Annotated in this window: 27 protein-coding genes and 1 tRNA gene; 22 read left to right on the top strand and 6 right to left on the bottom strand. The window is 69.5% G+C overall.

All coding sequences use genetic code 11. The annotated features are described in order from the left end of the window. Positions 1-20 precede the first annotated feature (20 nt). From G5C66_RS12800 to G5C66_RS12790, 3 genes are all read left to right on the top strand, one after another. Entirely contained in the window at positions 21-1,808 is a 1,788-nt protein-coding gene (locus G5C66_RS12800) for a lipase family protein (protein WP_165111346.1), read from the top strand. 77 nt (positions 1,809-1,885) lie between these two features. After that, positions 1,886-1,959 (top strand) — tRNA-Asp (locus tag G5C66_RS12795). 660 nt (positions 1,960-2,619) lie between these two features. Further along, positions 2,620-3,291, top strand: a complete 672-nt coding sequence (locus G5C66_RS12790; RefSeq protein WP_165111345.1) for a hypothetical protein — start codon at positions 2,620-2,622, stop codon at positions 3,289-3,291. Positions 3,292-3,482: 191 nt separating this feature from the next. Here G5C66_RS12790 and G5C66_RS12785 read toward each other — a convergent pair whose 3' ends face one another. Next, positions 3,483-4,592 carry a hypothetical protein gene (locus G5C66_RS12785; protein WP_165111344.1) on the bottom strand — a complete coding sequence of 370 codons (1,110 nt, stop codon included), beginning with the start codon at positions 4,590-4,592 and terminating at the stop codon, positions 3,483-3,485. Positions 4,593-4,817: 225 nt separating this feature from the next. Here G5C66_RS12785 and G5C66_RS12780 point away from each other — a divergent pair, with 225 nt between their 5' ends. Both G5C66_RS12780 and G5C66_RS12775 read left to right on the top strand, forming a co-directional pair. Beyond that, positions 4,818-5,150, top strand: a complete 333-nt coding sequence (locus G5C66_RS12780) for a WhiB family transcriptional regulator (RefSeq protein ID WP_338144158.1) — start codon at positions 4,818-4,820, stop codon at positions 5,148-5,150. 30 nt (positions 5,151-5,180) lie between these two features. Beyond that, a complete protein-coding gene (locus G5C66_RS12775) occupies positions 5,181-5,537 on the top strand; it encodes a metallopeptidase family protein (RefSeq protein ID WP_165111342.1) in 357 nt (118 codons plus the stop codon). Between the two features lie 123 nt (positions 5,538-5,660). Here the strand turns inward: G5C66_RS12775 and crcB are convergent, their stop codons facing one another. The 3 genes from crcB to G5C66_RS12760 are packed head-to-tail and all read right to left on the bottom strand — an operon-like array spanning position 5,661 to position 7,463. Then, complete coding sequence (gene crcB / locus G5C66_RS12770) at positions 5,661-6,026, bottom strand: fluoride efflux transporter CrcB (RefSeq protein ID WP_165111341.1); 366 nt, start codon at positions 6,024-6,026, stop codon at positions 5,661-5,663. Next, the gene (locus tag G5C66_RS12765; RefSeq protein WP_165111340.1) at positions 6,023-6,499 is read right to left on the bottom strand and encodes a CrcB family protein; all 477 of its coding nucleotides are present in this window, start codon (positions 6,497-6,499) and stop codon (positions 6,023-6,025) included. The genes crcB and G5C66_RS12765 overlap by 4 nt, the downstream gene beginning before the upstream one ends. A gap of 19 nt (positions 6,500-6,518) precedes the next feature. Further along, positions 6,519-7,463, bottom strand: coding sequence for an ATP-binding protein (locus tag G5C66_RS12760; RefSeq protein ID WP_165111339.1), 945 nt, complete (start codon positions 7,461-7,463; stop codon positions 6,519-6,521). Between the two features lie 310 nt (positions 7,464-7,773). On the opposite strand from G5C66_RS12760, the gene G5C66_RS12755 reads away from it, so the two are divergent. The 6 genes from G5C66_RS12755 to G5C66_RS12730 all read left to right on the top strand — a co-directional run bounded on the left by G5C66_RS12755 (position 7,774) and on the right by G5C66_RS12730 (position 13,047). Beyond that, on the top strand, positions 7,774-9,213 hold the full coding sequence (locus G5C66_RS12755; RefSeq protein ID WP_165111338.1) for an NAD(P)/FAD-dependent oxidoreductase: 1,440 nt from the start codon (positions 7,774-7,776) through the stop codon (positions 9,211-9,213). Positions 9,214-9,360: 147 nt separating this feature from the next. After that, positions 9,361-10,200 (top strand): alpha/beta fold hydrolase, encoded by an 840-nt coding sequence (locus tag G5C66_RS12750; RefSeq protein WP_165111337.1) that lies wholly within the window; start codon positions 9,361-9,363, stop codon positions 10,198-10,200. Further along, the gene (locus tag G5C66_RS12745; RefSeq protein WP_165111336.1) at positions 10,197-11,114 is read left to right on the top strand and encodes a metal-dependent hydrolase; all 918 of its coding nucleotides are present in this window, start codon (positions 10,197-10,199) and stop codon (positions 11,112-11,114) included. The genes G5C66_RS12750 and G5C66_RS12745 overlap by 4 nt, the downstream gene beginning before the upstream one ends. A gap of 2 nt (positions 11,115-11,116) precedes the next feature. Next, complete coding sequence (locus G5C66_RS12740) at positions 11,117-12,187, top strand: PDR/VanB family oxidoreductase (RefSeq protein ID WP_165111335.1); 1,071 nt, start codon at positions 11,117-11,119, stop codon at positions 12,185-12,187. Between the two features lie 51 nt (positions 12,188-12,238). After that, positions 12,239-12,772 (top strand): GNAT family N-acetyltransferase, encoded by a 534-nt coding sequence (locus G5C66_RS12735; RefSeq protein ID WP_165111334.1) that lies wholly within the window; start codon positions 12,239-12,241, stop codon positions 12,770-12,772. Beyond that, positions 12,769-13,047, top strand: coding sequence for a hypothetical protein (locus G5C66_RS12730; RefSeq protein WP_165111333.1), 279 nt, complete (start codon positions 12,769-12,771; stop codon positions 13,045-13,047). The genes G5C66_RS12735 and G5C66_RS12730 overlap by 4 nt, the downstream gene beginning before the upstream one ends. A 2-nt stretch (positions 13,048-13,049) precedes the next feature. Here the strand turns inward: G5C66_RS12730 and G5C66_RS12725 are convergent, their stop codons facing one another. Continuing rightward, the gene (locus G5C66_RS12725) at positions 13,050-13,820 is read right to left on the bottom strand and encodes an IclR family transcriptional regulator (protein ID WP_165111332.1); all 771 of its coding nucleotides are present in this window, start codon (positions 13,818-13,820) and stop codon (positions 13,050-13,052) included. 69 nt (positions 13,821-13,889) lie between these two features. Here G5C66_RS12725 and G5C66_RS12720 point away from each other — a divergent pair, with 69 nt between their 5' ends. Genes G5C66_RS12720 through dmpG form a run of 3 tightly spaced genes read left to right on the top strand, consistent with a single transcriptional unit; the run spans position 13,890 to position 16,680 of the window. Next, positions 13,890-14,693: a 2-keto-4-pentenoate hydratase gene (locus G5C66_RS12720; RefSeq protein WP_165111331.1), complete on the top strand. Its 804-nt coding sequence runs from the start codon at positions 13,890-13,892 to the stop codon at positions 14,691-14,693. A 5-nt stretch (positions 14,694-14,698) separates the two neighbouring features. After that, positions 14,699-15,652: an acetaldehyde dehydrogenase (acetylating) gene (locus G5C66_RS12715; RefSeq protein WP_165111330.1), complete on the top strand. Its 954-nt coding sequence runs from the start codon at positions 14,699-14,701 to the stop codon at positions 15,650-15,652. A 2-nt stretch (positions 15,653-15,654) separates the two neighbouring features. Next, positions 15,655-16,680, top strand: coding sequence for a 4-hydroxy-2-oxovalerate aldolase (dmpG, locus tag G5C66_RS12710; protein WP_165111329.1), 1,026 nt, complete (start codon positions 15,655-15,657; stop codon positions 16,678-16,680). Between the two features lie 58 nt (positions 16,681-16,738). On the opposite strand, the gene G5C66_RS12705 is transcribed toward dmpG, so the two are convergent. Next, positions 16,739-17,248 (bottom strand): AAA family ATPase, encoded by a 510-nt coding sequence (locus G5C66_RS12705; RefSeq protein WP_165111328.1) that lies wholly within the window; start codon positions 17,246-17,248, stop codon positions 16,739-16,741. Between the two features lie 160 nt (positions 17,249-17,408). Between G5C66_RS12705 and G5C66_RS12700 the strand changes: the two genes are divergently transcribed. From G5C66_RS12700 to G5C66_RS12665, 8 genes are all read left to right on the top strand, one after another. Then, positions 17,409-17,648, top strand: coding sequence for a helix-turn-helix domain-containing protein (locus tag G5C66_RS12700; RefSeq protein WP_165111327.1), 240 nt, complete (start codon positions 17,409-17,411; stop codon positions 17,646-17,648). Then, positions 17,641-18,204: a HipA N-terminal domain-containing protein gene (locus G5C66_RS12695; RefSeq protein ID WP_165111326.1), complete on the top strand. Its 564-nt coding sequence runs from the start codon at positions 17,641-17,643 to the stop codon at positions 18,202-18,204. Before G5C66_RS12700 ends, G5C66_RS12695 begins: the two co-directional genes overlap by 8 nt. After that, on the top strand, positions 18,201-18,383 hold the full coding sequence (locus G5C66_RS12690; RefSeq protein WP_206444019.1) for a HipA domain-containing protein: 183 nt from the start codon (positions 18,201-18,203) through the stop codon (positions 18,381-18,383). The genes G5C66_RS12695 and G5C66_RS12690 overlap by 4 nt, the downstream gene beginning before the upstream one ends. 94 nt (positions 18,384-18,477) lie before the next feature. Continuing rightward, positions 18,478-18,882, top strand: a complete 405-nt coding sequence (locus G5C66_RS12685; RefSeq protein WP_165111325.1) for a DoxX family protein — start codon at positions 18,478-18,480, stop codon at positions 18,880-18,882. Next, positions 18,879-19,937 carry an L-glyceraldehyde 3-phosphate reductase gene (gene mgrA, locus G5C66_RS12680; protein ID WP_165111324.1) on the top strand — a complete coding sequence of 353 codons (1,059 nt, stop codon included), beginning with the start codon at positions 18,879-18,881 and terminating at the stop codon, positions 19,935-19,937. Before G5C66_RS12685 ends, mgrA begins: the two co-directional genes overlap by 4 nt. A gap of 38 nt (positions 19,938-19,975) precedes the next feature. Then, on the top strand, positions 19,976-21,451 hold the full coding sequence (locus tag G5C66_RS12675) for an amidase (RefSeq protein WP_165111323.1): 1,476 nt from the start codon (positions 19,976-19,978) through the stop codon (positions 21,449-21,451). A gap of 80 nt (positions 21,452-21,531) precedes the next feature. Further along, entirely contained in the window at positions 21,532-23,355 is a 1,824-nt protein-coding gene (locus tag G5C66_RS12670; protein WP_165111322.1) for a serine hydrolase domain-containing protein, read from the top strand. A 25-nt stretch (positions 23,356-23,380) separates the two neighbouring features. After that, positions 23,381-24,700, top strand: a complete 1,320-nt coding sequence (locus tag G5C66_RS12665; RefSeq protein ID WP_165111321.1) for a M20 family metallopeptidase — start codon at positions 23,381-23,383, stop codon at positions 24,698-24,700.

Raw genomic sequence — 24,700 nt, 5'->3', positions numbered from 1 at the left:
CCATGGGGGAGAATCCAAGGGTGGTCTCGCTTCTCTACCTTCACGGCGTCGGCAACGGTGACCCGCGCGACGCCTGGCGCCGTGCGCTGGACAGGTCGCTGCAGGACGTCGGCTATCCGGGGCTCGACGAGGTCGAGGTGATCGCGCCGAAGTATCCCGACGTGCTCCGCACCGACGACGGCGACAAGACCATCAAGATCCCGCCGATCACCGCGCTGCGGCTGAGCGCCGAGGAGCAGCGGGCCGTACGCCGGCGGGTCGAGCGCGCGACCGCGGAGCTGGAGTCGATCCTCGGTGAGCCCGTGCCCGCGTCTCCGGTCGGCGTCACCGACTCGCTGGCGCCGATCGTGCTCCGGGTGCTCCGCCAGGCCCACAACTACGTGACCAAGCCCGGGATCCGGGCGCGTACGCTCCGCATGGTCCTCGACGAGCTTCCCGAGGACGGGGAGATCGTCATCGTCGGGCACAGCCTCGGCTCGATCATCGCGATCGACCTGCTCCGACGGCTCCCGCCGAAGCTGACGGTCACCGGGCTGGTGACGATCGGGAGCCCGGCCGCCCACCCGAACCTCCACGAGGACTCCGACCGGCTGGAGATGAAGGCCCCGGTCGACCACGTCGGCTGGTGGGTCAACGTCTGGAGCAACGGCGACGCGGTGACCGGGCTCCGCGGCATCTGGCGCCACTTCCCGTGGGCGCTCGACCTCCAGGTCGGGCTCGGCCTCGACCACCGCACCACCACCTACCTGCGCTCCAAGCCGGTCGCCACCGCGATCGGCCGCGGCCTGTTCGGCTCCCTCTCCAAGGAGATCGCGGTCGTCGAGGGCACCCCCGACGTCGCGCTCAACTCCCTCGAGGTGCGCCTCGCGCTCTGGCTCGCCTACGCCCAGTTCCTCCGCGACCACCTCAAGGGCGCTACCCAGGAGCGCTTCGGCGCCGCCCTCCGCGTCGTCCAGCACGAGGTCCTGGAGCGCCTCATCGAGAACTACCAGGCCGATGACGTACGCATCCCCCAACAGCTCCTCGACCTGCGCGTCGCCCCGGACGCCCCAGGTGACCTGCCCCGGCCCAAGCCGCTGACCCAGCTCTCCAAGGAGGAAGCGGTCCTCGCCCTGGTGGCGCTGGCGACCGCCAACCCGGTGCGGCCCTATGAGATCGACGTCCCCGATGACGTACGCCGCCAGGCATTCCACGACCTGACGGTCTGGATGGGGCTCGGTGGCGGGCTCGGCGAGAACCTGCACATCGCGATGCAGTCGGCGTCGAAGGCGGTCTACCCGGTCGACCAGTGGAAGCTCTGGGTCGGCATCGGCATCGGCGCCGCCGTGCTGGTCGCCGGCCCCATCGGGCTCGCCCTCGCCGCCCCGGCCGGGCTGGCCGGGGGAGCGGCGATCATCGGCGCGCTCTCCGCCTTCGGCCCCGGCGGGATGGTCGGCGGGCTCGTCACCGCCGGCGCGATCACCACCACCGGCGCCGGCACCATCGCCGCCACCCTCGTCTCCAGCTCGTCCAGCGCCGAGGACGTCGAGGTCACCGTCATCCAGCTCCTCACCGCCGCCATCCTGCGCTCGCGCGAGGGCCTCGAGCAGGACCTAGGGGTCTGGCTCGCGATGTCGGAGATCCAGCGCCAGACCGGCCGCGAGGTCGCCCGGCTCGCTGCCTACAGCGACGAGAAGGCTCCCGGTGTCGAGGCCCTGCGACGCAAGGCTCGTGCGGCCGAGCGAGCCATGGCGTACATGGTCAAGAACCGTCTCGTGGAGGGCCTCACCGACGAGGAACCGAAGGGCGAAGAGGCCTTCGAGGAGTAGGAGGCGTCCCCGATTGTGAATCCTCCGCACCCATGGGCTATGTTTTTCCCGTTGCCGCAGAGAGCGGAAACAAACAAGGCCCTGTAGCGCAGTTGGTTAGCGCGCCGCCCTGTCACGGCGGAGGTCGCGAGTTCAAGTCTCGTCAGGGTCGCAAGAGTCGAAGGCGGCGTGTGACTTCCAAAGGGAAAGTCCACGTCGCCTCTTGCATTTCATGGCGGCCTCCGGCCGCGGCGGGGATATCCCCGCACCCCTTAGTTACGCGGGGTGATGTGTCGCATGGGGGCTCCGGCCCACCGGGTGTGTCGCGCGGGGGTGCGCGGTCATCCGCTGGTCGAGCCGCCGGAGCCGCTAGGCGGAGGCGTGTCGAGACCAACACGGTCCTTGGCGTGTGCGAGGGGCTCGCCGTTTGCCCCTGTTTGGTGTGGCTGGAGGGTCTTGTTTCCGTTGGTGTGACTTGTGAGTCGGGTGTTGTTTCGGGACGGCGTGACACGCCGGGCCGTGGCGAGCGCGAGGGCCGTCGAGCGTGGGAGGGTGGTCGTCCTGCTTCGGCAGGAGTCTCGGGCCAGAGATCCCCCGATCTCACCCCCCGGCTCGGGCCGTTCGACCCTGTGGGATATAAGCCGATTTGGCGGTAACGTGCGGGCTGCTGTCCTCTCGTGAGAGTATTCAGCCGCTTGTGTCGACGTCGCAGCTCGGCATGGCACGGGGGAACGACTAAGACGTTCGGTATTCAGGAGGCAACACCACCATGTCGTCGTACTACCCGCATCGGCCGCCCCATGCGGCGAGTGCGGACGAGCTTGCGTCACGGATGCAGACGAACGGTGCCTACCGCACCCCGGCCGCGCCGGCGCAGCAGCAGCCCTCCGCCCTCGGGTGGGACCAGCGTCCGCAGCAGTCTCAGGCCCAGCCGCAGTACCAGGAGCCGGCGATCCAGCAGCCGGCCGTGATGGCGCAGACCACCGGCACGCACTGGCCTCAGTTCGTCAACAACAACCGTCTCATCGGTGCGCTCGTCGCCGGCTTCGGTGCCACCCAGCTCGCCACGATGTTCGGCTACTGGATCTACGGCCTCGGCATCATGGAGGGCCCGCTGGACTTCGCGTTCTTCAACGGCGTCATCCTCACGCCGAACGCCACCGCCAACGAGGCCGGCTTCGCCGTCTCGCAGTGGTTCGCTGGTATGGGCTTCCACTACTTCAACGGCATGGTCTTCGCGCTCGCCTACGCCCTGGTGATCTTCCCGTGGCTCGGCAAGACCCACACCACCTCGAGCAACCTCGCGCGTTCGCTCGGCATGGGCATGTTCCTCGCCACCGCCTCCTGCGGTTGGTGGATCCCGGCCCTCCACCCGGAGGATGTCATCGGCATCGACCCGGGCTTCTTCTCGATCAACCTCGGGTGGGGCACCGTCCTGGGTGTCTACCTGTGGCACGTCGTCTGGGCGGTCGCCCTCGGCCTGTTCTTCAACCCGCAGGACTGATCCACAGCACATAGACGAGAGCCCCAGCCGAAACGGCTGGGGCTCTCGCTCATTTGCGACCGCTACATCTGAACCCAGCGCTGGAGCGCCCCTCGTCTGGACGCAGCGCAGTGAGGAGCGCAGCGACGAACGGAGCGGAGGAAGACGAGGGTCAAGCGGAAGCGCTGCGCGAATTGCGGAGCAATCGCAAATTACTCAGGCCAGGCGTCGAAGACCTGGCCACCGTTGGTGGTCAGGTGGTTGTGCAGCTGCTCGCCGGCAGCGGCGTCGCGCAGCGTACGCAGCACGAGACGGCGGCCGTCGGAGGGATTGGCACTGGGCGGTCCCGGCGTGAGGGCCATGGTCTCGGTGACCCGGTCGGTCAGCAGGCGCAGGTGGCTGCGCTCGCCGCCGGCGTAGATGACGTGGGTGTGCTCGAGCGGGGAGGCCCAGAGGATGTTGCCCTCGACGACGATCAGGCGTGAATCGGTGGCCATCACCTTCATCTCGACGTCGGTCATGTTCTGGATCATGTCGGCGCCGGCCACGATCGACTCGCCCTCGTGCAGGAAGGCGGGGAGCGCGTGGGCGAGGTTGGCCTCGACCAGCGCGGCCTCCTCGCGGGCGCGCTGCTGGCCACCGTAGGCGCTGCCGACGGCGCGCTGGGCGCCGGTGTTCGGTGCCTGGCCGTAGGCGCCGGTGTTGGTGCCGTACTGGCCCTGGTTGGGGTAGTAGGAGCCGGTGTTCGGGTAGGCGGATCCCGGGGGCGGGTAGGAACCCGGAGCGGGAGCCACGCCGTAGCTGTTGGTGGGGACGGGCTGACCGTAGGCGTTGCCGCCGCCGTACTCGCCACCCCAGCTGGCATCGACGTTGAGCTGCGCGCCGGCGGCCCGGGCGGCGTAGTCGAGCGTCGGGAAGAAGTCGTGGAAGGCGTCCTTGTCCCGGATCTTCATCGTCGTCGAGTAGGACGACCCGGGCACCAGGGCCTCGATGATGAAGTCGCCCAGGCTGGGCGGCGGCGGGACACCGATGAAGGTGACCACGGCGAGGTTGACCGAGAAGACGCGCTCGTGGAACTCGAACATCACCCGGCGGTCGGTCAGGAACGCGTGGCCCGACGCATTCCCCTCGTGGGGGAACTTGACCGCGACCCGAGCCCACTGGACCTCACCCGGCTGAAGGAGCGACTTCACCAGCAGCCAGTCGCGGCTCTCCGAGGCGATGGCTCGGCTGTTGGGATCATGCGCCATCCGTCGGTGGAAGTCCTCCACGGGTCGGTGGCCCACGGTGATGGACGCCGAGGCCCTTCTCATTGAGCGCATGGTCGCAAACCCTAGCCCTTCCTCCCTCTAGTGTGGACAGTTTGTACCAGCAGGGTCGCGAACTTGTGGAATCCCCTGATGTAGATGACACCTCAACTCTGCGTGACCGCTCCAAGCACCTGCCTATTGACAGAAAACTGACAGGCCATCCGGCCACCCTCTTCTGTGGGTATCCCTGACGACGGGGATCAGCGAGGGGATGGGATTGAGATGACTGTTTCGCCTGTGGCGACGGAGAGGGAGACGTCCGGCGTGCACTGGAGCGAGCTGCCGTGCGCGATCGAGGACGGTGATCTGTGGTTCGCTGCGACCAGCGCCGACGCTGACCGGGCCAAAGAGCTGTGTCGTACGTGTCCGCTGCAGCGTTCCTGCCTGCAGGGTGCGATCGCCCGCCAGGAGCCGCACGGGGTGTGGGGAGGCGAGGTCTTCTACGAGGGGATCGTGGTCGCTCGCAAGCGCACTCGCGGCCGTCCGCGCAACGGAGAGCTCCACCAGCGGGACCTGGAACGCCAGGCTCGCGCAAACCTGCGGAAAAATACGTCGGAAGCAGTTGCGTAGCTGTATCTGTCACCCGGCAGAATAGCTCCTGTGGGGATTGAGATAAGTCCAGAGCGCTTCGACGCACTCGTGGATCAGGCGCTCGACGCGATCCCGGACGAGCTGGCCGCCCAGGTGCACAACCTCGTCGTCCTCGTCGAGGAGTGGCCGCCGGAGAGCGAGCCGCAGGACACCCTCGGGCTCTACGACGGCGTGGCGCTGACCGACCGCAACGACCTCTACGGGCTCACCCTGCCGGATCGCGTCTTCATCTTCCGCCAGCCGCTCCAGCAGATGTGCGTGGACGAGGACGACCTGGCTGCCGAGATCCGCATCACCGTGATCCACGAGATCGCCCACCACTTCGGCATCGACGACGAGAAGCTCCACGAGCTCGGCTGGGCTTGACTATTTGCGATTGCTTCGCAATTCGCGCAGCGCTTCCGCTTGACCCTCGTCTTCCTCCGCTGCGCTCGTCGCTTCGCTCCTCGCTCCGCTGCGTCCAGACGAGGGGCGCTCCAACGCTGGAGCTCAGTGATGCATCAGGAGGTAACCGAGGCTGACCGCGGCGGTCCCGATCGCGAGGGAGCCGAGGACGTTCAGGGCGGCCGACCGCCACTGGCCGTTCTCGGCCAGCCGGACGGTCTCGTAGGAGAAGGTCGAGAACGTCGTCAGCGCTCCGCAGAACCCGGTGCCGACCAGGGTGAGCACCCACCCGGGAAGTACGCCGCCCGCGGCCGCGCCGGCCAGCAGCCCGAGCAGCAGGGAGCCGACGGCGTTGACCGCCATCGTCCCCCAAGGGAAGTCCGTGCCGGTCCGCTCGCGGACGTAGAGGTCGGTCAGGTAGCGGGCCGGTGCGCCGATCGCGCCGCCGAGCAGGACGAGCAGGGCGGTCATCGACCCTCCTCCTGGGCGGGGTCGGGGTCGAGGTCGGGATCGACCCCGCCGACCACGACCTCCCGGCCGCTGTCGAGCACGACGACCCGGCCGAGCGTGAGCCCGAGCCAGGCGGCGCCGACCCCGGCGACGACCGAGACGAGCAGGTAGAGCATCGCAAGCACGGGTGCGGGCCCGGCCAGGTCGAAGGTCTCGAGCTCGTAGGTCGAGAACGTGGTGTAGCCGCCGAGGACGCCGACGCCCAGGAACGGGCGCAGGTAGCGGCCCCAGAACGGGACCGCAGACCACGGGCCCAGCACGAACGCCATCAGCACACCCAACAGCAGGCAACCGGAGACGTTGGCGAGGAAGGTCGCCCACGGCCAGGCGCCATCACCGTGGGGGAGAGCCGTCGCGAGCCCCCAGCGGGCGAGCGAGCCGAGCGCTCCGCCGGCGGCGATGGGGGCGAGCAGGTCGCCATGCTCACGCAGCACGCGGAACAGCGTACGGGTTCTAGAAGCGGGGACCGGCCATCTGGGCCGCACTCCACCGGGTGGGGCGGCCGCCGGCGGCCTGGGTGAGGTATTCGCCGAGGAACCAGCGCTGGAAGGCGACCTGCTCGGGAGAGCGGGCCAGCACGAGCAGCCGCTCCTGGCGGCAGAACTCGTCGATGAGGTCGAGCATGTCGAGGAAGCGGCGCATCGTCTCGGCGGCGGATCGCGGCATGCGTACGTGCAGGTCGGCCGTCTCCCGGTCGCTGCCGGGGCCGTGGCCGATCACGCCGGAGAGCTGGCCGTGGCCGAGCCCGTCGAGGAGCTGGCGCTCCAGCGAACCGAACAGAGCCGAGAGGCTGGCTGCGAGCGGGTAGTCGTCGGCGTGGGCGAGCGAGAGGAGGCGTACCTCTCGCCTCAGCTCGCGGAAGTGGTGCTGGAAGCCCTTGTAGAGGGCGAGGGGTACGCCGAGGATGCTCACGTCGACGGTGTCGGAGCCGAGGCGCTCGGGCTTCGGTGGTGCGCCGACAGGGCCGGTGATCACGCCCTCGACGCCGTCGCCCTCGTCGATCTCGGACGCGGGGGTGAACCAGACGGTCTTGCCGGACGCGTCGATGTCGGCGCCCCAGGCGTCGGAGACGCTGGCCACGATCGAGAGGCCGCGGCCGACCGTCAGCAGGACCTCCTCCTCGTCGTCGAGGGCGAGCGGGACCGGCAGCAGCGGCGGCTCGGTCGAGGCGTCCCGGATCTCGACCCGAGGGTGGTCGACGGTGCCGCGCATCCGGATCGTCACCGGGGCGGTGCCATGGAAGAGCGCGTTGGAGACCAGCTCGGAGACGCCGAACTCGGCACATTCGACGAGGTCGGTGCGCTCGATCTCCTCACAGGCCGCGCGGACCCAGGCGCGGGCGTCCTGAACAGCTCGAGAGCCGGTGCGGAGCAGGAGAGCTGGCCGGCTCAACGGCATGGTCTCCTCCTGTCTCGCGGCTCGGAACGCACGCGATCGTCTGTGTGCTGTTCGTTGCAAGAATTTTCCGCACTTGAAGGTGTCCGATCTGGGCCCTGGACGACTAGGGCACAAGGTCCCGGTCGCCCTCACAGATTAAAGTGAGCCGGTTTCGACTCGGTAACGGACACGCGGCGAAAACGCATGCGCACCGGCGGTGCGGCAACTGTGACGAAGTAGTCGCGCCCGGGAATGAACAGATCCGCCTGGATGGTTCAGAATATGGGTGGAACGTTCAAAAAGGTCTCGTATTGAGGTAGGGGATTAGGCAATGTCAGCGGACCAGGCAAAGCACCGGGTCGTCATCATCGGTTCCGGCTTCGGGGGTCTCTTCTCCGCGAAGGCGTTCAAGGGCCGCGACGACGTCGAGGTGACCTTGATCGCGAAGACGACCCATCACCTGTTCCAGCCGCTGCTCTACCAGGTGGCGACCGGAATCCTCTCGCAGGGCGAGATCGCTCCGCCGACCCGGGACATCCTGCACCGGCAGAAGAACGCCAGCGTGCTGCTCGGCGAGGTCACCGAGATCGACACCGAGGCCAAGTCGGTCAAGGCAAGCGTCCTCAACCAGGAGATCAACGTTCCCTACGACTCGCTGATCGTCGCCGCCGGTGCCGGTCAGTCCTACTTCGGCAACGACCACTTCGCCGAGTTCGCCCCCGGCATGAAGTCCATCGACGACGCCCTCGAGCTGCGTGGCCGGATCTTCGGTGCGTTCGAGATCGCCGAGCTGACCGCCTCCCGCGGTGAGCCGATCGGCGACCTGCTCACCTTCGTCGTCGTCGGTGCCGGTCCGACCGGTGTGGAGATGGCCGGCCAGATCGCCGAGCTGTCCCGTCGCGTGCTGAAGAAGGACTTCACCCACATCCAGTCCGAGAAGGCCCGCGTGGTCCTCGTGGACGCGGCGCCGCAGGTGCTCCCGCCGTTCGGCGAGAAGCTCGGCGCCAAGGCCGAGAAGGCCCTGGAGAAGGCCGGTGTCGAGGTTGTCCTCGGTGCGATGGTCACCCACGTCGACGAGTTCGGCATCGAGATGAAGTTCAAGGACGGCCGGACCGAGCGGATCGGGTCGATCGCGAAGATCTGGGCCGCGGGCGTGCAGGCCTCGCCGCTGGGCAAGACCCTCGCCGAGCAGACCGGCGCCGAGCTCGACCGTGCCGGCCGGATCGCGGTCAACCCCGACCTGACCCTGCCGGGCCACCCGGAGATCTTCGTGGTCGGCGACATGATCAGCCTCGACCACCTGCCTGGTGTCGCGCAGGTCGCGATCCAGGGTGGCAAGCACTCGGCCAAGACGATCAAGGCTCGCCTGAAGAACAAGCCGGAGCCGGGCGACTTCAAGTACTTCGACAAGGGCTCGATGGCCACCATCTCCCGCTTCAACGCGGTCCTGATGATGGGCAGCTTCAAGCTCTCCGGCATCCTCGCCTGGTTCGGCTGGCTGCTGGTCCACCTGGCCTACATGACCGGGTTCCGCAACCGGCTCACCGCGACCCTCCACTGGATGATGTCGTTCATCGGCAAGGACCGCTCCGAGCGCACCACCACGATGCAGCAGATCTTCGCCCGCGAGGCGCTCGAACGCGTGCCTGGGGGCATGGCTGCTCTCATCGACGATCCGGCCGAGGTCGCCCTGCAGGTCGAGCGTCGCCGCAAGGAGCTCGAGGACCAGGCCGCCGAGGAGTCGCGCTTCGCCGACTCCCACACCTCGTAGGTCCCCACCGCTTCTGACCGGCCCGCCGCAGACCATGTCTGCGGCGGGCCGGGTCATTTCCGGGTCCTCTGATTCGTGCTTGCTATTGTTTGCGGACACGGTGTCTCATTAATCTGTGGTGAGACGTCTGATCGGAGGAGGAGAGACGTGACCGAGGTGACCAAACGGCTGGTCGAGACGACCGACGGGCTGCAGCTCGCGGTCTACGAGCGCGGGCCGGCCGACGCCGCCACCGTCGTGCTCGTCCACGGCTACCCCGACAACCACTCCGTCTGGGACGGCGTCGCCGAGGTGCTCGCCGAGCGCTTCCACGTCGTCGCCTATGACGTACGCGGCACGGGGGAGTCCGGGGTCCCCGACTCGACCTCCGGCTACCGCCTGGCGCAGCTCTCCGCGGACTTCAAGGCGGTCATCGACGCCGTCTCGCCCGATGCGCCGGTGCACGTCGCCGCCCACGACTGGGGCTCGATCCAGACCTGGGAGTCGGTGACCTCGCCCGACCTGCGGCATCGGCTCGCGACGTACGTCTCGATCTCGGGGCCCGACCTCGGGATGGCGACCACGTGGCTGCGCGAGCGGACCCATCTGGGGAGCTCGCTGCGCCAGCTGGCCCATTCCTGGTACGTGTTCGCGTTCCAGCTGCCGCTGCTGCCCGAGGCGATGGTGCGCTCGGGGCTGCTCGCACGGTTCGTCGGTGGTGGACCGCGACCGACCAAGGACCAGGTCAACGGCGTCGAGCTCTACCGCGCCAACTTCCTCGGCAAGCTGCTGCGGCCGGAGCCGCGGCCTACCGACGTACCGGTGCTGGTGATCGCACCGCGCGGCGACGCCTACGTGACGGTGCCGCTGCAGACCGAGGCACCTCGGGCGTACGCGTCGTCCCTGGTCACACAGGTCATCGAAGGCGGACACTGGGTGGTGGCCGCGGACCCTGAGCTGGTCGCGGGCGAGATCGTGGCCTTCATCGAGAAGGAGGCAGGCCGATGAGCAAGGAGACGAAGGAAGCCAAGCGGGGGCACGAGCCGGCCAAGGTGGCCCTCCACCCGCGGAACGTGAAGTTCGACTGGAGCCGGCTGCCGCTGGTGTGGATCCCGGGCGAGGCCTTCGCGTCCCACTACATCAACGTGCTCCACCTGCTCCTACCCGAGGGCGAGCGGTGGTTCGTCAAGGTGTTCTCCGAGATCCTGCCGCTGATCGAGGACGACCAGCTGCGCGAGGACGTGATCGGCTTCATCGGCCAGGAGGGCGTGCACGCCGCCGCCCACCAGGAGGTGCAGGACTACTTCACCGACAACGGCCTCGACGTACGTCCCTTCGCGGCTGAGATCGAGGCGCTGTTCCGCAAGATCCTGGGCGACCGCGACCTGACCGGCCGGGCCAAGGAGGAGTGGCTGATCGAGCGCGCCGCGATCATCGCCGGCCTGGAGCACCTCACCGCGGTGCTCGGCAACTGGGTGCTCAACTCGCCCGCCCTCGACGAGGCCGGCGCCGACGAGACGATGCTCGACCTGCTGCGCTGGCACGGCGCCGAGGAGGTGGAGCACCGCAACGTGGCGTACGACGTCTTCCAGCATGTCGACGGGCGCTACCTCCGCCGGGTCCGTTCGTACCTGCTCGGGGGCACGGCGCTGCTGATCCTGTGGTGGCGCGGCGCCCGCTACCTGATGGACCACGACCCGACCGAGCCGGATCCGGAGAAGCGGCCGAAGGCCGGACTGCTCAAGCTGATCGACGCCGAGCGTCGTGGCCTGGCGCCCGGGATCGTACGCATCGGGTGGGCGACCTGGAAGTTCTTCCTGCCCGACTACGACCCGTCCAAGGAGGGCTCGACCGCTCAGGCGGTGAGCTACCTGGCCAAGTCGCCCGCCGCGCTGCGCGCCGACGCCATCGCGGAGGGCTAGCGATGCCTGCGCACTACACCGTCCCCGACATCCCCGACTCGAAGCTCTACCGGGGCTTCGAGGCGATCGTCGGGGGCTACTGGACCAAGGCCGCCTACCGCTCCTGGAAGCGTCGCAAGCCGCTCGGCCGGATCGACCGAGACCTGCACGTACGCGTCAGCCGGATCGACGAGGAGGGGCTCGACGTCAAGGCGATCTGGTTCGAGCGGGAGGACGGCCTCGACCTGCCGGCCTGGGACCCGGGCGCCCACGTCGACGTGGTGCTGCCCAGCGGCCGGCTGCGGCAGTACTCGCTCAACTCCGACCCCGACGACCTCTCCGCCTACCGGATCAGCGTGCGGCGGATCGACCCGACCGCCGGCGGTGGCGGTGGGTCGGTCGAGGCGCACTTCCTCTCAGAGGGTGACCGGCTGGTCCTGAAGGGACCGCGCAACGCGTTCCCGTTCGTCGACTCGCCCGCGGGCTACCTCTTCGTCGCCGGTGGCATCGGGATCACCCCGATCCTGCCGATGCTGCGCGACGTGGTGCGGCGGGGCGTGCCGTACGAGTTCGTCTACACCGGTCGCTCGCGCGAGACCATGCCGTTCCTGGCGGAGATCCGGGAGATCGTCGGCGACCACGAGATCCAGCTGTGGCCCGACGACGAGATGGGTACGCCCGACGCGGCCAAGATCATCTCGCTGGCGCCCGAGGGGGCGGCGCTCTACTGCTGCGGTCCGATGCCGATGATCGAGGCGATCCGCGCCCAGATCCCCGACCCGCTGATCGACACGCTGCACTACGAGCGGTTCTCGCCGCCGCCGGTGCTCGGCGGCAGGCCGTTCCGGGTGCGGCTGGAGGACTCCGACGTCGAGGTCGAGGTGGGCGCGGAGGAGTCGGCGCTGACCGCGGTCCGCCGGGTGCGGCCGGCCCAGGCGTACTCGTGCCAGCAGGGGTTCTGCGGCACCTGCCGGGTGCGGGTGCTCGAGGGGGAGGTGGAGCATCGCGACCACGCGCTCGCCGACTACGAGCGCGACGGCCACATGATCCTCTGCGTCTCGCGGGCGAAGGGCACCGTGGTGATCGACGGCTGACGCCGCGATAAGGGTTTGCTCGGCGGCCTGCGGGCTGATGTCCTGTGCGACATGACTGCTCTCGCCCTTCCCGCGCTCGACCTCTACGACTCCTGGGCGGCGTCCGTCGCCGAGTTCGGCGGGGCGCATGTGGACGGCGCCGGCATCCCCGACGAGGAGGCCGCCGACGTCAGCCGGGAGGCGTGCGAGCGGCTGGTCGCCAAGGCCGCACTGGACCGCGACCTCACGGTGCCGCCGCCCGCCGGGCGGGTCCACGCCTCGGCCTTCTGGATCACCGACGACGGTGAGGTCGTCGGGTTCATCCAGCTGCGGCACGCGCTCAACGAGTTCCTCGAGAACGTGGGCGGTCACATCGGCTACTCGGTGCGGCCCTCGGCCCGTCGCCAGGGCCACGCTCGGCGAGCCCTGGGCCTCGTGCTCGACGAGGCCAGAGCGCTGGGTCTGGAGCGCGTCCTGATCACCTGCGACGAGGACAACGCGGCCTCGGCACGCACCATCGAGTCCCAGGGCGGCGAGCTCCAGGACGTCATCGACGCGGCTGCGTACGGCTACGGGCTCACCCGGCGCTACTGGATCAAGCTGTGAGTCAGGACGGAGTCGCGACCGAGGTCGAGCTGGAGTGGGCGCTGGCCGGTGACGTCGCCGCGCCCGACGAGCAGGTCGAGGAGGTGCTGACGGCGCTGCGCGCCACCGGACGTACGCCGGAGGTGGGTGTCGACGTGCTGCGGGCCGCCGCGTTCCGGCTGGTCTCCGAGGACAGGCTGGACGAGGTCGGGCGGGGCTGGCTGGAGCTCCTCGACGCGGTCCGGGCGCACCCGGACGCCCGGTTGGCCGACCTGCCGCCGGCACGCACCGACTGAACTCAGCTCGAGAGCGAGCGTCGGCGGCTCGCCAGGCTGGTGAGGCCCTGCGCAGCGGCGCGGACGAGGGTGACGTGAGCCTCGGGCCGGAAGCGGCCCACGGGGCCGGTGATGCTGATCGCGGCCAGGGCGCGGTCGCCGCCCTCGGCGAGCACCGGGGCGGCCACGCACTGCAGGCCGGCGGCCGACTCCTCGCGCTCGAACGCGACGCCGTGCTCGAGCGCGGCGGCGAGCTGCCGCTCCAGCAGGCCGGGGGCGACGATGGTGTGCGGCGTACGCCGCTCGAGGGGACTGCTGAGGACCTCCTGCTGCACCTCCGGGTCGGAGAAGGCGAGCAGGACCTTGCCGATCGCGGTGCAGTGGACGGGCATCCGCCCGCCCGGCCGGGAGGGTGACTTGGCCTGGCGGTGGCCGCCGATCTTGGCGACGTAAACGACGTCGTGGCCCTCGCGTACGCCCAGGTGAACGGTCTCGTGGGTGCGCTCGTAGAGGTCCTGGAGGAACGGCATCGCGAGCTCCAGGAGGCTTCGCTCGACGGAGGCCCGCATGCCGAGCTCGAAGAGACCGCCGGAGAGGCGGTAGCCGAGGTTGGTGCGGTCGAGCAGACGGTTGGTGACCAGGTCGCCGGCGACCCGGTGGACGGTCGCCTTCGGGAGCCCGGTGCGGCGGACGAGCTCGGCCAGGGAGAGCACCTGGTCGTCGACGGTGAACGCGCGCAGGATGGTCACGGCCTTGCCGAGCACGGTGTCGAGGTCGGCAGGCTCGTGGGGCATGGGATCACCGTACCGGTCAGCGGGACGCCGGGTCCGCTGGATCGGCCCGTCTGCTGAGACCGTGGAGCCATGAACGAAGTGACCTCCCCGCCTGATGCTGCCGTCGCGGCCGCCGCCGACCGGCTGCTGACCGCCGCCGCCACGGGCATCCCCGTGCCGCCGATGCGGGACCTGCTCGACGCGACCGATCTGGCGACCGCGTACGCGATCCAGGAGCGGCTCACCGCCGCCCGGGTCGCCGGCGGCGCCACCATCGTCGGCCGCAAGATCGGGCTCACCTCCAAGGCGGTCCAGGAGCAGATCGGCGTGGACACCCCGGACTTCGGCGTGCTCTTCGACGACATGGCGTACGCGGACGGGGACGTGCTCCCGGCCGACGCGATCCTGCAGCCGCGGGCCGAGGCCGAGATCGCCTTCGTGCTCGCGTCCGACCTGGCCGACGGCGACCTCTCCTACGACCAGGTGCGCGAGGCGATCGACTACGCCGTCGCGGCGATCGAGATCTGCGGCAGCCGGATCGCGGACTGGAAGATCGCCTTCGGCGACACCGTCGCGGACAACGCCTCCGCGGGCGCCTACGTCCTCGGCGCCGAGCGGAAGACGCTCGACGAGTTCGAGCCGCGCGAGGTCACCATGTCGATGTCGATCGACGACGAGGAGGTCTCGACCGGCACCGGCGCCGCCTGCCTGGGCGACCCGGTCAACGCGGTCCAGTGGCTGGCCCGCTACGCCCGTGACTTCGGCGAGCCGCTGCGCGCCGGCCAGCTCATCCTCTCCGGCGCCCTCGGCCCGATGCGGCCCATCGCCGCCGGCAACACCGTTCGTTCCACCGTGTCCGGTCTCGGCACGGTGACCTTCAGCGTAGGGAAGTGACCAACATGGCCAAGACACAAGTGGCGATCATCGGGTCGGGCAACATCGGCACCGACCTGATGATCAAGGTGATGCGTACGTCCCAGCACCTGGAGATGGGCGCGATGGTCGGCATCGACCCGGACTCCGACGGTCTGGCTCGCGCGGCGAAGTTCGGCTTCGCGACGACCTCGGACGGTGTCGAGGGGCTGATCGGGCTGCCGGAGTTCGACGACATCGAGATCGTCTTCGACGCGACCTCGGCCAAGGCGCACGTCGCCAACGCGGCCGCCCTGGAGCCCTACGGCAAGCGGCTGATCGACCTCACTCCGGCCGCGATCGGGCCGTACGTCATCCCGGCCGTCAACATCGACGAGCACATCGATGCCCCCAACGTGAACATGGTGACCTGCGGTGGGCAGGCGACGATCCCGATCGTCGCGGCCATCGCACGGGTGGTCCCGGTCGCCTACGGCGAGATCGTCGCGTCGATCTCCTCGAAGTCCGCCGGACCTGGGACCCGTGCCAACATCGACGAGTTCACCGAGACCACCTCGGGCGCGATCGTCACCGTCGGTGGCGCCAGGCGCGGCAAGGCGATCATCATCCTCAACCCGGCCGAGCCGCCGCTGATCATGCGCGACACGGTGTTCGCGCTGGTGGACGGGGGCTCTCGGACTCTCGAGGAGCTGGCCGCGGAGATCACCGAGTCGGTCGAGAAGATGGTCGGCGACGTCGCTGCGTACGTCCCCGGCTACCGCCTCAAGCAGAAGGTCCAGGTCCACCCGATCCCTGCGGACCAGCCGGTGGAGACCCTGCTGGCCTCGCCCGACGAGGCCCGGCCCACGCATCAGGTGTCGGTGTTCCTCGAGGTCGAGGGCGCCGCGCACTACCTCCCCGCGTACGCGGGGAACCTCGACATCATGACCTCGGCCGCGCTGCAGATGGCTGAACGGATCGCCGCGGCGAAGGAGAACTGACGATGAGCACGCCCATCTATGTCCAGGAAGTCTCGCTGCGTGACGGCATGCACGCCGTACGCCACCGGATCACGCCCGAGGACGTCAAGCGGATCGTGATCGCCGCCGACGAGGCCGGCGTCGACGCCATCGAGGTTGCTCACGGCGACGGCCTGACCGGCGGCTCGGTCAACTACGGCCCCGGGTCCAACTCCGACTGGGAGTGGATCGAGGCGGCCGCGTCGGTCATCAAGAACGCCCGGCTGACGACGCTGCTGCTCCCCGGTGTCGGCACCATCGAGGACCTGCGCCGTGCCTACGACCTGGGCGTCCGGTCGGTGCGGGTCGCGACCCACTGCACCGAGGCGGACGTGAGCGCCCAGCACATCGCCGCCGCCCGCGAGATGGGGATGGACGTCTCCGGCTTCCTGATGCTCAACCACATGGCGCCGACCGAGGTGGTCGCGCAGCAGGCCAAGCTGATGGAGTCCTACGGCGCCCACTGCGTCTACATCACCGACTCCGGCGGCCGGCTGACGATGAACGACGTCCGCGACCGCGCCCGGGCCTACCGCGACGTACTGAACGACGAGACCGAGATCGGCATCCACGCCCACGAGAACCTGTCGCTGTCGGTGGCCAACTCGGTCGTCGCGGTCGAGAACGGCGTCTACCGGGTCGATGCCTCCTTGGCCGGTCACGGTGCCGGCGCCGGCAACTGCCCGATCGAGGCGTTCATCGCCGTCGCGAACCTGTCCGACTTCAAGCACAACTGCGACCTGTTCAAGCTCCAGGACGCCGCCGACGACATCGTCCGCCCCCTCCAGGACCGCCCCGTCCGCGTCGACCGCGAGACGTTGACGATGGGCTACGCGGGTGTCTACTCGTCGTTCCTCCGCCACGCCGAGAACGCCTCCGCCCGCTACGGCGTCGACACCCGCGACATCCTGATGGAGTGCGGCCGCCGCGGCCTCGTCGGTGGCCAGGAGGACATGATCGTCGACATCTGCCTCACCAAGCTCGCCGAGCGCGAGGCCGCCGACGCCTGATCGGCCGCTAGCTCGAAGATCGCAGCCACCAGGTGGCTGCGATCTTCGACCTTGTTGCTCACCCGCCTCGACGAATGCTGACGCGGCGGAGGATCTCGTCGACGACCTCGGTGAGCGGCGGGGTGGCGTCGATGAGTTGGCCGGGCGGCACCTGCTCCTTGGTCTCGTGCATCCGGATGCAGATCTCGCGCTCCTCGGGCCGGCCGCCCCAGTCGGTCGGGTCGACGCGTACGCGCTCGTCGATCCGCCGCAGCATCGTGTCGCGGTCGACGTCGAGGATGAAGACCGCGTCGAAGAGGTCGATGAACTTCGCGTGGTTGCGACTGCCACCGCAGAAGAAGGTCACGGGCACGGTGCGGTCAGCGGCCAGCGCGCGCACCAGGGCGATGTCCCAGATGTGATGCTCGGGCGCACTGTCGTCGACCGGGTCGCCAGTCTCCGGATCACCCCGATAGGCGAGCGTCCGGTCGCCGTGGATCGCCTGGAATCCGCGGCGGATCAGCTCGTCGCAGACAGTCGTCTTCCCCGCGCCTGAGACGCCTTCGATCAGATAGTTCCGCACACCCATGTCTGTGATGGTGCGGCAGCAGACGGTGACGAAGCGAACGGTTATGGGAGACGTCGTCGGCGTGATTTCACCGTGACTACAGAAAAGGAGTCATCGCTCGCGACTACGAAATAGTAGTCAATGGCGATGAATACGATATCGTAGTAGTGGAGGTGGGTTCATGGCGTACTCAGGGAAGGTCACCAGTCCGGAGTCGCTGGGGCGGATCCTGCAGCAGGCGCGGCTGCTCAACGGGTGGAGCCAGCGGGAGCTCGCGGCGAGGATCGGGACGACGCAGCGCTACATCTGGGAGATCGAGGCGGGTAAGCCGTCGATCTTCGTCGAGCGGCTCTTCGCGCTGATGCGGGAGACCGGGACCGAGCTGACCGCGACCGTCAATCCTCGGAACGACGATGAGTGACCTCGTCGTCGAGCTCTACGGTGGTCCGATCGGGCGGCTGGTCGGGTCGAGGGCGACGTACGACTTCGTCGCCTCTGCGGAGGCGGTGGAGACGTACGGTCTGGACAGTACGGTCCTCTCGCTGGCCGTTCCGCTGGCCCCGGTCGCACCACGCGGGCGCAAGCCGCGGAGGCAGAACTTCTTCGCGGAGATGCTCCCCGAAGGACGCATGCTGTCGCGACTCGCGGCGATGGCTGATGTCAGCGAGCGTGATGTGATCGGTCTGCTGCGGGTCTATGGGCGAGACGTCGCCGGGGCGTTGCAGATCTGGGACCCCGATGTCGCAGGCGAGCCGCGGACGCCGAAGCTCGAACAGGTCGGCGAGCAAGATGTGGCGGATCTGCTCGCGGAGGTCGGCTCGTTCCCGCTCGCCAACAAACCGGTCGGCGGCAAGACGTCGCTCGCCGGGGTCCAGGACTCGTCCTGGCACGCAACGACAACGGCTGGCATCGGGCGCTCGACGGATATCCGTCCACCCACATCCTCAAGCCGGTCACCCCGGACTTCCCGTCGATGATCTATGACGAGGAGTACGGCGCCCGGATCGCGCAGGCTCTGGGGCTGACGACGTACGAGACGTTCATCGAGGAGTTCGCCGGGACGCCGGCGCTGGTGATCGAGCGGTACGACCGCGGCCACGAGGTCGACGGCGTCCCGAGTCGAATGCATCAGGAGGACTTCAACCAAGCAATCTGAGGGCCGGGCGTTCCGCCGGGGCAGAGCTGAGCGGAGCCCGCGCAGAGCAGTGACGTCCGGAGTGAGCCTTGTGCGGCTGTGGAAGAGTCGTCCTGTGCGAACTGAATCTTCTCTCGATCTCCCGCTCCTGGGTCTGGCAGCGCTGTTCCTCGGGTCCGGCACCCTGCACCTGGTGAGGCCGCAGGTCTTCGAGGCGATCGTGCCGCCGCAGCTGCCGGAGCCGCGCACGGTGGTCGAGGTCTCGGGGGTCGCGGAGATCGTCTGCGGGCTGGGGTTGCTGCACCCGAGGACACGGCGGCTCGCGGGGCTGGCGAGCGCGGCGCTGCTGGTGGGGGTGTTCCCGGCCAACGTGCAGATGAGCGTCGACGCGGGGAGGCGGGCCAACCGGAAGCGGACCGCCGCGTCGGCCGGATTCTTCGCCGGTACGCTGGCCCGGCTGCCGATGCAGTGGCCGATGATCAAGGTGGCGCTGCGCGCCGGAAAGGGGACCGGCGCATGACGTACGTTCCTTCGGAGTCCCGTTACGACACGATGCAGTACCGGCGGACCGGCCACAGCGGCCTGGACCTGCCGGCGGTCAGCCTCGGGCTGTGGCACAACTTCGGTGACGACCTGGCGTTCGAGCGGCAGCGGGCGATCCTGCGTACGGCCTTCGACGCGGGCATCACCCACTTCGACCTGGCCAACAACTACGGCCCGCCCTACGGCTCGGCGGAGGAGAACTTCGGCCGCCACCTGCGCGGCGACTTCGCCGGGCTGCGCGACGAGCTGGTGATCTCGACCAAGGCCGGCTGGGACATGTGGCCGGGGCCGTACGGGAAGATCGGCGGCTCGCGGAAGTACCTGATCTCCAGCCTCGACCAGTCCCTGAAGCGGATGGGGCTCGACTACGTCGACATCTTCTACCACCACCGCCCCGACCCCAGCACTCCGCTGGAGGAGACGATGGGCGCGCTCGACCAGATCGTGCGTTCCGGGAAGGCCCTCTACGTCGGGCTCAGCTCCTACTCCTCGGCGCTGACCCGTGAGGCGGCGGCGATCCTGCGCGACCTCGGCACCCCGCTGCTCATCCACCAGCCGTCCTACTCCATGCTCAACCGCTGGCTCGAGACCGACGGGCTGCTGGACACGCTCGACGAGGTCGGCGCCGGTGCGATCTCCTTCTCGCCGCTGGCCCAGGGGATGCTGACCAACAAGTACCTCGGTGGCAGCGTCCCCGAGGACTCCCGCGCCGTCAAGGCACGATTCCTGACGCCGGAGGCGCTCACCCCCGAGACGCTCGCCGGCATCGAGTCGCTCAACGCCCTCGCCGCCGACCGTGGCCAGACCCTGGCCCAGATGGCGCTCGCCTGGGCGCTGCGCGACCCGCGGATGACCTCGGTCGTCATCGGTGCCTCGCGCCCCGAGCAGGTGACCGACTGCATCGGCGCGCTCTCCGGTCCCGAGTTCACCACCGAGGAGCTCGCCAGGATCGACGAGTACGCCACGGCCACCGGCATCGACCTGTGGAAGCGCGAGCGGGTCGAGGGCGACTACCGGGAGATCTTCAACTGAGACCTCCGCACGGGTGCGATGACCGCTAGCCTGCGCTCATGCGGGTCGATGAGTATCTGACGTACGACGCCACCGGGCTGGCCGCGCTGGTCGCTGCCAAGGAGGTGACCGCGGCTGAGGTGCTGGCCGCGGCGCGGGAGCGGGCCGAGGCGGTGAACCCGCGGATCAACGCGATCGTCGCCGACATCCCGGAGGCCGACGACCAGGTCGCCGGCGACGGGCCCACCGGCCCGTTCGCCGGGGTGCCGTTCCTGGTCAAGGACCTGGCCCAGGAGTACCAGGGACACCCGACGACCTACGGCTCCCGCTCGCTCGTCGGCGACGTCGCCGAGGAGCACTCCTACTTCACCCGGAGTGCCCTGGACGCCGGCCTGGTGATCTTCGGGAAGACCAACACCCCGGAGTTCGGGTCGAAGGGGATCACCGAGCCGGAGCTGTTCGGGCCCTCGCGCAACCCGTGGAACACCGACCACACGCCCGGCGGCTCCTCGGGCGGGTCCGGTGCCGCGGTGGCTGCCGGGATCGTCCCGGCCGCCGGTGCCAACGACGGCGGTGGCTCGATCCGGATCCCGGCCGCCTGCAACGGCCTGGTCGGGCTGAAGACCACGCGCGGGCTGCTGCCCCTGGGCCCGCAGAGCCTGGACGCCTCCAACGGCTTCGTGGTCCAGGGAGTGGTGACCCGCACCGTACGCGACGCGGCCGGTCTCTACGATGCGCTCGCCGGTGACCGGCCGATGGCGATGATCCACGCGCCGCGCCCCGGCGCGTCGTTCACCGAGGCGATCGCGACCCAGCCCCGACGGCTGCGGATCGGGTTCACCTCGACCTCCTCGATCTCCGATCCCGACCCGGAGGCGATCGCGGCGGTCGAGGACGCCGCCAAGGCTCTCGAAGCGCTCGGTCACCAGGTCGAGGAGGTCGAGGCGCCCTACGACGCCGCCGAGCTCGGGCGCGACTTCCTCACCATCTGGTTCGCCTCGGCCGCCGCCGAGGTCGCCGAGGCCAAGCTCCGCGTCGGTGCCAGGGACGCCGACTTCGAGGCCGACACCCTCGCCGTGGCCGAGCTCGGCCGGGCCGGGGGAGTGGTCGCCGTCGAGCTCGCGCACATCAACCGCCGCAACCATGTCCGCCGCCTGAGCGAGTTCCACGAGACGTACGATCTGCTGCTCACGCCGACGCTGGCGAAGCCGCCGCTGAAGGTCGGGCAGCTGGACACGCCCAAGGCTCTCCAGACCGCGGCGCGGCTGCTGCACAAGGTGCACGGCGGGCGGGTGATGCGGGCGACCGGGATGGTCGACCAGCTGGTCGCCGAGAACCTCGGCTGGGTGCCCTACACCCAGCTCGCCAACCTCACCGGGCGTCCGGCGATCTCGGTGCCGACCTACCGGACCGCGGCCGGGCTGCCGCTGGGGATCCAGCTCTCCGGGCAGCTCGGTGACGACGGGCTGCTGCTGCAGGTCGCCACCCAGCTGGAGGAGTCGAAGCCATGGGCGGAGCACTGGCCGAAGCTCTGACGCGGGCGTCGTGAGACCGGCTCATGAAAGAAAATTTCCTTTCGCCCACGAAGCCGGTCCCGGCGCGGCACTATCGGGGTATGACTCCGTCTCCGGACATGCTCATGACCTCGCGGCGCGCTCTTCTCGGCGGCTCCCTGGGTGGAGTCGCGATGACTCTCCTCGGCGGCGCCGCGGTGGCCTCGACCCCGGAGGACCCGACCAGGGCGTCCCGGACGCTCGCCTCGCTGGCGGGCCGGCCGCCGACGATCACGCCCGACGAGCTCACCTTCACCCCGCGCACCGTCCTGCGTCCGGGCCATGCCCGCCAGGTCGGCCTCGACCCGACGCAGATCGCGACGATCCGCTCCGAGCTGACCCGGTTCCTCGAGCCGACGACGGAGAACCCCGCCCACCCCCTGTACGCGGGGGCCACCGCGATCGCGGTCAAGGACGGCGTCGTCGTGGCCCACGAGAGCGCGGGCAAGGCGGTCCGCTACGGCATGGACGGCACCACCGTCGTCGAGCTCCCGGCCGCCCAGCAGGTCGCGGCGACGACGGAGACGATGTGGGACATCGCCTCGATGTCGAAGCTCTTCACCGCGACCGCGATCCTCCAGCTGATGGAGCAGGGCAGCCTCGACCTCGAGGCCCCGGTGGTCACCTACCTGCCGGAGTTCGCGCCGAACGGCAAGGAAGCGATCCTGGTGCGCCACCTGCTCACCCATGTCTCCGGGCTGCTCGCCGGCCCGTCGCCGTCGCTGTGGGCGGGCTACGACACGTACGAGGAGCGGGTCGCGGCGATCATGAACACCAAGCCGACGCACGCGCCCGAGCAGATCTACCGCTACTCCGACATCAACCTGATCACCCTCGGCCTGCTGATCGAGCGGCTGTCGGGGAAGAAGGTGGACGCCTACGTCCGCGACCACATCACCGAGCCGCTGGGCATGCGGGACACCATGTACAACCCGCCCGCCGACCGCCTCGACCGGGTCGCCGCCACCGAGTACCAGCCGTGGGCCGGCCGGCCGATGATCCGCGGCGAGGTGCACGACGAGAACGCCTGGGCGCTGGGCGGCGTGGCCGGCCACGCGGGAGTCTTCTCGACCGCCGCGGACATGGCGAGGTTCGGCCAGATGTTCCTCAACGGTGGGGTCTACAACGGCACCAGGATCCTGAAGGAGGAGACGGTCAGGCTGAGCCTGCGTGACTACACCGGCAGCCGGTTCACCAGCTCCCGCGGCCTCGGCTGGGAGCTCGCCACGACCTGGTATCACGGCCCGATCTGGTCCCCGGTCTCCTTCGGACACACCGGTTACACCGGCACCAGCATCGTGATGGACCCGATCGGCCACCAGCTCGTCGTGCTCATGACCAACCGCGTCCACCCGAGCCGCGACTGGGGGAGCAACAACCCCTCCCGTCGCGCGGTCTCCGACGCGCTCGGGATGGCGTCGGCGGTCCGGCCGGCGAGGGGGCGGGCGTCGTGGTTCTCGGGTCGGGTCAACTCCAGGAAGGCGACGCTCGACGTGCCGCTCGCGGCCACCGACGGCGCGAAGCTCAGCTTCGACTATCGGTTCGACACCGAGCCACGCTTCGACTTCGGCCGGCTGCAGTACTCCACCGACGGCACCAGCTTCAGCGCGCTGCCCTGGACGCTCGAGGGCGGCGACTGGAGCTGGGAGACCAGCGAGGCGGTCAACGGCTACGGCGGTAGGCGCTGGCTGCGCGGCCGGGCCGACCTCCCGGCGGGCACCGTCGCGGTCAGGTGGACCTACGAGACCGACTCGTCCTCGCAGGGGCGCGGGATCCACGTCGACGGCATCGTGGTCAGCCAGGGGTGGCGTACGTTGTTCGACTCCTCACGGCCCGCCGACGAGGCGCGCATCGTCGCCGACGGCTGGGCTCTCAGCGACAGGTGATGTGTCACCGATAACCTCTGGCGCCATGACGATGCCGCAGCGGCCGAACTCGTTCCTGGTCAACCAGCTTCGCGACGAGGCGGATGCCAAGGCGCTCGCCATGAAGGCGGTCGAGTCGAGCTCGCCGGGCGCGCCGAGGGGGATCCTGGACGCGATCCGCGACCGGCTCACGGACCTCGGGCCCGAGCTGGTCGCCGTCTCCCACGACCTCGCCGAGCACCCCGAGACCGGCTTCGAGGAGCACCGGAGCTCGGCCGGGCTCGCGGAGTTCGTCGAGGCGCACGGCATCGAGGTGGCCCGTGGCGCCTACGGTCTGCCGACGGCGCTCTACGCGTCGGTCGGCGGGACGAAGGAGGGCCCGACGGTCGCGGTGCTCTCCGAGTACGACGCGCTCCCCGGCATCGGCCACGGCTGCGGCCACAACCTGATCGCGACCGTCGGCGTGGGCGCGTTCCTGGCCATCGCGAGCGTGATCGACAAGCTCGGCGGTCGCGTGATCTGGCTCGGCACGCCGGCCGAGGAGGGCGGCGGAGGCAAGGAGCTGATGGCGCAGAAGGGCGCCTTCGACGGCGTCGACGCGGCGATCATGGTCCACCCGTTCACGTATGACAGCTCCGAGCCGGTTTTCCTCGGCCGGAGGCAGCTCAAGGTGACGTACGTCGGGGTGCCGGCGCACGCCTCGATCCAGCCGTTCATGGGGCGCAACGCCCTGGATGCGGCCAACCTGCTCTACACCGGTGTCGCGCTCAACCGACAGCAGATGCCGCCGACCGACCGGGTGCACGCGATCATCACCGAGGGCGGCCTGCGCCCCAACGTGATCCCGGAGCACGCCTCGGTCGAGTTCTACGTACGCTCCGCCTACCCCGAGACGCTCAAGATCCTCTCCCAGCGGCTGGAGGAGATGGCCATGGGAGCGGCGCTGATGACCGGGTGCGGGGTCGAGTTCAGCTGGGACGAGTCGCCGGTCTACCTGCCGATCCGCAACAACTCCGGGCTCGCGCAGGCGTGGAACCGCCGCTACCAGGAGCGCAACCACACCGTCCTCGCGCCCGGCGTCGTCCCGGACCTGCTCGCCGGCTCCACCGACTTCGGCAACGTCTCCTTCCGGGTCCCCGGGCTGCACGCGATGGTCAAGATCGCCGAGCCCGACGTGTCCCTGCACAGCCGCGAGTTCGCCGCTGCCGCGGTCACCCCGTACGCCGACGAGGTGCTCGTCGATGCCGCCTACGGTCTCGCCGGGGTGGCTGCCGACTACCTCTCCGACGCGATCCTGCGCGAGGCGGTCCGCGACGAGTTCGAGGAGGCCGGCGGAGCGGTGGACGCTACCGAATTTTTCGGCTGA

Source organism: Nocardioides turkmenicus (assembly GCF_011045035.1).
Classification (GTDB): Bacteria; Actinomycetota; Actinomycetes; order Propionibacteriales; family Nocardioidaceae; genus Nocardioides; species Nocardioides turkmenicus.
This window is presented reverse-complemented; position numbering and strand designations above follow the sequence as displayed.

Excerpts from the sequence above, each read along its gene's own strand:
- G5C66_RS12790 (WP_165111345.1), top strand. The coding sequence starts at position 2,620 with ATGCAGACGAACGGTGCCTACCGCACCCCGGCCGCGCCGGCGCAGCAG.
- G5C66_RS12785 (WP_165111344.1), bottom strand. The coding sequence starts at position 4,592 with ATGCGCTCAATGAGAAGGGCCTCGGCGTCCATCACCGTGGGCCACCGA.
- crcB (WP_165111341.1), bottom strand. The coding sequence starts at position 6,026 with ATGACCGCCCTGCTCGTCCTGCTCGGCGGCGCGATCGGCGCACCGGCC.
- G5C66_RS12760 (WP_165111339.1), bottom strand. The coding sequence starts at position 7,463 with ATGCCGTTGAGCCGGCCAGCTCTCCTGCTCCGCACCGGCTCTCGAGCT.
- G5C66_RS12755 (WP_165111338.1), top strand. The coding sequence starts at position 7,774 with ATGTCAGCGGACCAGGCAAAGCACCGGGTCGTCATCATCGGTTCCGGC.
- G5C66_RS12745 (WP_165111336.1), top strand. The coding sequence starts at position 10,197 with ATGAGCAAGGAGACGAAGGAAGCCAAGCGGGGGCACGAGCCGGCCAAG.
- G5C66_RS12740 (WP_165111335.1), top strand. The coding sequence starts at position 11,117 with ATGCCTGCGCACTACACCGTCCCCGACATCCCCGACTCGAAGCTCTAC.
- G5C66_RS12735 (WP_165111334.1), top strand. The coding sequence starts at position 12,239 with ATGACTGCTCTCGCCCTTCCCGCGCTCGACCTCTACGACTCCTGGGCG.
- G5C66_RS12725 (WP_165111332.1), bottom strand. The coding sequence starts at position 13,820 with ATGCCCCACGAGCCTGCCGACCTCGACACCGTGCTCGGCAAGGCCGTG.
- G5C66_RS12720 (WP_165111331.1), top strand. The coding sequence starts at position 13,890 with ATGAACGAAGTGACCTCCCCGCCTGATGCTGCCGTCGCGGCCGCCGCC.
- G5C66_RS12715 (WP_165111330.1), top strand. The coding sequence starts at position 14,699 with ATGGCCAAGACACAAGTGGCGATCATCGGGTCGGGCAACATCGGCACC.
- dmpG (WP_165111329.1), top strand. The coding sequence starts at position 15,655 with ATGAGCACGCCCATCTATGTCCAGGAAGTCTCGCTGCGTGACGGCATG.
- G5C66_RS12705 (WP_165111328.1), bottom strand. The coding sequence starts at position 17,248 with ATGGGTGTGCGGAACTATCTGATCGAAGGCGTCTCAGGCGCGGGGAAG.
- G5C66_RS12700 (WP_165111327.1), top strand. The coding sequence starts at position 17,409 with ATGGCGTACTCAGGGAAGGTCACCAGTCCGGAGTCGCTGGGGCGGATC.
- G5C66_RS12695 (WP_165111326.1), top strand. The coding sequence starts at position 17,641 with ATGAGTGACCTCGTCGTCGAGCTCTACGGTGGTCCGATCGGGCGGCTG.
- G5C66_RS12690 (WP_206444019.1), top strand. The coding sequence starts at position 18,201 with ATGATCTATGACGAGGAGTACGGCGCCCGGATCGCGCAGGCTCTGGGG.
- mgrA (WP_165111324.1), top strand. The coding sequence starts at position 18,879 with ATGACGTACGTTCCTTCGGAGTCCCGTTACGACACGATGCAGTACCGG.
- G5C66_RS12675 (WP_165111323.1), top strand. The coding sequence starts at position 19,976 with ATGCGGGTCGATGAGTATCTGACGTACGACGCCACCGGGCTGGCCGCG.
- G5C66_RS12670 (WP_165111322.1), top strand. The coding sequence starts at position 21,532 with ATGACTCCGTCTCCGGACATGCTCATGACCTCGCGGCGCGCTCTTCTC.
- G5C66_RS12665 (WP_165111321.1), top strand. The coding sequence starts at position 23,381 with ATGACGATGCCGCAGCGGCCGAACTCGTTCCTGGTCAACCAGCTTCGC.